At 67.3% G+C, this 626-nt stretch carries 1 pseudogene; it reads right to left on the bottom strand.

What is annotated here, in order from left to right:
- A pseudogene (locus tag ACTIEN_RS22290) lies at positions 1-626 on the bottom strand (ABC transporter ATP-binding protein); the annotation flags it as partial.

Below are 626 nucleotides of genomic sequence, written 5' to 3'. Positions count from 1 at the left end.
TCAAGCCGCATCGCGCCCCCGCTCGAACCCTTCGCCAGCCATCCAGCGCCCCAGATCTGTCGCGCTCATGGTGCCGCGCGCGAAGGGGGGCGACAGGCGGCCCTCGGAGATCACATGGATCTGGTCCGAGAGGGCCAGGATTTCGTCCAGATCCTCGGAAATCAGCAGCACCGCCGCGCCGCGGTCACGCGCGGCCAGAAGCTGCGTCTGCACGAAGGTGATTGCGCCGATATCCAGCCCGCGCACCGGCTGATTGGCCAGAATGATCTCTGGGCTGAGTTCCATCACGCGGCCAAGGATCAGCTTTTGCATATTGCCGCCCGACAAGAGCCGGATGCGGGTGTCCGGCCCCGGACAGCGCACGTCATAGGCGCGGATCACCGATTGGGCGAAATCGCGCGCCGCCCGCCAGTCCAGCCAGCCGCGCTGCGCGAAAGGGGCTTGGTTGTAGCGTTCCAGAATCGCGTTCTCGGTCAGGGTGAAATCGGCGATTGTGCCGGTCTTGTGCCGGTCCTCGGGGATGCGCGCGATCCCGGCGCCCAAGGCTTCGGCCACTGACCATTGCGCCGGTGCGGCGCCGTGCAGCAGCATCTCGCCAGTGCTCGGGCGCTCCAGCCCCGCGATCA

This window comes from Marivita sp. (assembly GCF_051859345.1).
GTDB lineage: Bacteria > Pseudomonadota > Alphaproteobacteria > Rhodobacterales > Rhodobacteraceae > Marivita.
Note: the sequence above shows the minus strand (reverse complement) of the source record. Positions and strands in the feature narration are given on the sequence as shown.